Genomic DNA, 4,182 nt, shown 5'->3' with positions numbered 1-4,182 from the left:
GACCCCAACAGATCCCGGTCAACCAACACCGGAGCCGCAGTCGCCGGAGCTCGCACCGCAGCAGCCCGCAGACCCCCACGCGCCCCTGTCATTCGTCCCCCACGGCGGTCAGCAACAGCCCATCCAGCCCATCGCCCGCTTTCGCACCAACCGCTACGGGGAGCTCGACGAGCACGAACTCGTCAAGCTACTGGACACCATCGAAGACGAGCGTGCCCGCGGCCGCTTCCGCGAATCCATCTACATCTCCGTCTTCGTCTGGATCGCCATCGCCTGGCTCGTTTTCTACGGACCGCGCGTCCTCTGGCATGCACCGCAGCTCATTAACCCGGCCGACGTCCTGAAGAACCGCGAAGTCACCCAGCTGAACATGCCGGTCCTTCCGCACGCGCCTCGAATCGCGCCCAAACCCGCGCCCAAGCTCGATAACCAGACCATGAAGCGCCTCCAGGCGATGAACCGTGCCGCGCCAGCGCCGTCTGCTCCAGCCCCCACGGCTGCCGCACCCACGCCCACCACTCCGGCGCCCACCAACACCGCGCCACCGCCCTTACCCTCGGCGCCCACCCCACTCCCGCGCAATCCTGCGCCCAATGTGCCGGACGCTCCCGCACCGCAGCCCTCCACTCGGCCTAACTTCAACACCGGCCCCAGCACACCCGGCGAAAGCATCCAAAGCGCTCTCAACAAGGCTGCTCGCGGCCGAGGTGGCAATGGCACGCAGTTCGATGCCAGTCCCTCTAACCCGCTAGGCGGCGGCATCGATATCCTCTCCGACACACAGGGCGTCGACTTCGACCCGTACCTGAAGCGCATCATCGCCGATATCAAGCGCAACTGGCTCCCGCTTATCCCGGCAGAAGCCCAGCCGCCCATCTCCAAGCAGGGCGAAACCTTTATCCGCTTCACCATCCTCCCGGATGGCAATCTAATGATCAACGGCATGCACCTCGATGGCTCCACGCACGACGTCGCCATCGACAAATCCTGCTGGAACGCCATCATCGCCGAAGGCCAGTACCCGCCATTGCCCTCGCAGTTTCACGGACCCAACCTGGAGCTTCGCATCCACTTCCTGGTGAACAAGGACATCGGGCGCTAGACCATGAACGCCATGGCCCCGCCTCCCCGCCGAGCTGATCCGCCGCGCATTCCGCCCTCCACGCGGACTCTGGATCGCGCTACGCAAGACCAGAAAAGCTACCTCCGCAATCGCGAAATCCTGGAGTTCCGCAGCGTCGTCCGCGGCCTCATCCTATTGGCCCTACTCGTTCTGCTGGCCAGCATGTTCCGCGCCGGTTTCAGCCGCGTGTTCGTCCCCGGCTGGTGGCGTCCATGACGCCGTCCGGGCTTGACCAAACGTCGGCCGCGTCCATGACGCCGTTTATCGTTGTCGCCGGTCCAACCGCCAGCGGCAAAACCGCCCTTGCTCTGCATCTGGCCGAGTCCCTCAACGGCGAAATCGTCAGCTGCGACTCGGTCACTGTCTACCGCCTCATGGACATCGGGTCCGCGAAGCCCACGCTGGAAGAACGCGCCCGCGTCCCGCACCATTGCCTCGATCTCTACTGGCCCAACGAGTCCTGCACCGCCGGCGACTACGCCCGCCACGCCCGCTCCGCCATCGCGGACATTAAGCAACGCGGCAAGTTGCCCATCATCGCAGGTGGCACAGGCCTTTACCTGCGCGCGCTGCTCGAGGGCCTCGCCCCGGCCCCACCTCGCGACGAAGCATTGCGCGACCGCCTGCGCGCCCTCGTCGCCACACGCGGTTCCGGCTATCTCCATCGCATCCTGCGGCGCCTCGACCGGCGTGCCTCCGAACTCATCCACGCCAATGACGAGCCTAAGCTCATCCGCAGCATCGAGGTCACCCTCGCCGCGCGCCGTCCGCAAACAGAACAGTGGACCGAAGGCCGCGACCCCCTCACCGGCTATCGCATCGTCCAATTCGGCCTCAATCCGCCACGCGAAGCTCTCTACGACCGAATCAACCACCGCGCCGCCGCCATGTTCGACCGTGGCCTCGTCGCCGAAACCGACATGCTTCGGACGCGCTTCGGCGAAGATTGCCGCGCCCTGACTTCGCTCGGTTATGCGCAGGCGATGTCTGTCCTTCGCGGCGAAATTATCCTTCCCGAAGCTATCACCGCCGCTCAGCAGGGCCATCGGAACTACGCCAAACGCCAGCTAACCTGGTTCCGCCGCGACCCCGCGATCCACTGGCTGCTTGGCTTCGGCGACCACAAAACCCTGCAGTCCGCAGCCCTCGAACTTACAACGGCCCAATTTAACCCTTAAAACTGAACGCAGCCCGCACTGAAAGCAAATTTCCCTGCCAAAAACCCCACGCAGCCGCTAACATGCTTCTCACGGAGGAATTCTTCCATGATGGAGACAGTGATTTGCGCTCGTTGCCACGGCAGCTTTGAAAGGATTCGCGTAGAAGCCGAAGAAATAGCCCACCACACCTCTCACTCCATGATGATCGAGGAGACCGAACCGGTCTGCGAAGAGTGTGAGCACCAGTTCCTGGCCTGGACCTCCTGCCCACCCATCGTCTAGCCCATTCGCTCCACAAAGCACCAAGGCCCGTCCATTTATGGACGGGCCTTGTCTATGTACATCTTTACAGCTACGGGTTCTGCACAACAAGGTCGTCCGCAAGCCGGAAGTGCATGATCGACTCCGCGGGAATCTCGATGTCGCGGTTGCCCGTCGTTCCAGCCAGGAGTGTTCCCGCACCGGCACCCGCTGCACCACCGATAGCCAGGCCAACGCCGCCGGTAGCAATGCCACCGATCACCATGCCTGCTCCGGTCATGCCGGCGATAAAGGCGCCAGTCCGCTTGCCCTTGCCTTTCTTGGTGCTCACATTGTCGTGCGTATCGAGCGCGTAATCATTGCCGTTCAGATTCATGGAAGTCAGGCGAAGCTCGAGCACCGAGCGTCCTGCGAAGTGACCGCGGCGATGGGCTTCGTCAATACGGCCCGAGACATGGGTTCCGCGCGGAATGACCACGCTGCCATTGCTCGTTACAGGCTCTACTACCTCACCCGAGAAGCGATCGCCGGCATGAGCGTGCTTCACGCTGATGTGCTGGTTGATCCGGATAGCCAGCTCCGTGCCCGCGGGAACGGTAAGGCTGATGGGCGGCGGAGGAGCAGGAGCCTGTGCCGGAGCACCTGCTGTCGTCGTGGTGCCGGTGGTGTACTGCGTGGGTCCCGCGGCTTGTCCGGCTGCGTTCACCGGTGTAATTACCGGCTGCGTGGCTGCAGGCACGGGACCCGGAGGCGGCGGTGTGGTGGTGGTGGCCACCTGCTCCGGCTGGCCTGCGGCCGCGGGAGGCTGAACGGTGGTGGTTACAGTGTTGCCGCTCTTATCAACGTATTGGATTTGCTGGGCGGTGTTGGTGGAAGCCGCGGCCGCCTTGGCTTGATCGAGCGCCTTGTCCTGCTTGCTTTCGCAGCCGGTAAGAAACACGAACGCCATTAGGCCGGTGGCGGCGCTAAAACGAAGTCTTGTGCTGAGGTTCATCACGATCTCCTTGCCGCTGGAACATTCCGCGGCTTCTTTCAGGATGGTTGAGCCCATTACTTATTCCTGATACTTGAGGTGTGATGCCCGAGCCTTGCGGTATCGCTGCCTGCTCGAAAGGTTTAATATCGACAACAAGATGATGGAAACGATTGAGAGTAAAACCGAGACAACCCGTCCGCAACTGGCGCATCTGAGCGCCGCGCTCAATGACCTGCGCGAACGCGGAACCTACTTCAAGCTGCGCGTGCTCGACGACGAACAGGCCGCAGTTTGCCACTACGATGGCCGCGAGGTGATAAACCTCGCCTCAAATAACTACCTCGGTCTCTGCAATCACCCGAAGCTGCGCGAGGCAGCCGTTGCGGCGACAGAAAAGTATGGTGTCGGTTCTGGCGCGGTGCGTACGATTGCCGGGACCATGCGCATTCACATGGAGCTCGAAGAGAAGATCGCGGCGTTTAAAGGCGTCGAGGCCTGCGTGGTGTTTCAGTCAGGCTTTGCAGCCAACGCTGGAACGGTATCCTCCATTCTCAGCAAGGAAGACTTCATCCTCAGCGACGAGCTCAATCACGCTTCGATCATCGATGGTGCTCGTCTGTCGCGGGCCAAGATCAAGGTCTTTCGCCACAAGGATGTGGACC

Annotated in this window: 5 protein-coding genes; 4 read left to right on the top strand and 1 reads right to left on the bottom strand. The window is 62.4% G+C overall.

Translation table 11 applies throughout. The features are described 5' to 3' along the window. The 3 genes from AC5E6W_RS10305 to miaA all read left to right on the top strand — a co-directional run. A partial coding sequence (locus AC5E6W_RS10305) for a TonB C-terminal domain-containing protein (protein WP_491752208.1) occupies positions 1-1,102 on the top strand: 1,102 nt, incomplete at its 5' end. A 3-nt stretch (positions 1,103-1,105) separates the two neighbouring features. After that, positions 1,106-1,339, top strand: a complete 234-nt coding sequence (locus tag AC5E6W_RS10300) for a hypothetical protein (RefSeq protein WP_491752207.1) — start codon at positions 1,106-1,108, stop codon at positions 1,337-1,339. A gap of 35 nt (positions 1,340-1,374) precedes the next feature. Then, the gene (miaA, locus tag AC5E6W_RS10295) at positions 1,375-2,301 is read left to right on the top strand and encodes a tRNA (adenosine(37)-N6)-dimethylallyltransferase MiaA (RefSeq protein ID WP_491752206.1); all 927 of its coding nucleotides are present in this window, start codon (positions 1,375-1,377) and stop codon (positions 2,299-2,301) included. 334 nt (positions 2,302-2,635) lie between these two features. Here the strand turns inward: miaA and AC5E6W_RS10290 are convergent, their stop codons facing one another. Further along, positions 2,636-3,595 carry a hypothetical protein gene (locus tag AC5E6W_RS10290; protein WP_491752205.1) on the bottom strand — a complete coding sequence of 320 codons (960 nt, stop codon included), beginning with the start codon at positions 3,593-3,595 and terminating at the stop codon, positions 2,636-2,638. Positions 3,596-3,677: 82 nt separating this feature from the next. On the opposite strand from AC5E6W_RS10290, the gene AC5E6W_RS10285 reads away from it, so the two are divergent. Then, a partial coding sequence (locus AC5E6W_RS10285) for an aminotransferase class I/II-fold pyridoxal phosphate-dependent enzyme (RefSeq protein WP_491752204.1) occupies positions 3,678-4,182 on the top strand: 505 nt, incomplete at its 3' end.

Source organism: Bryocella sp., assembly GCF_058498515.1.
This window is presented reverse-complemented; position numbering and strand designations above follow the sequence as displayed.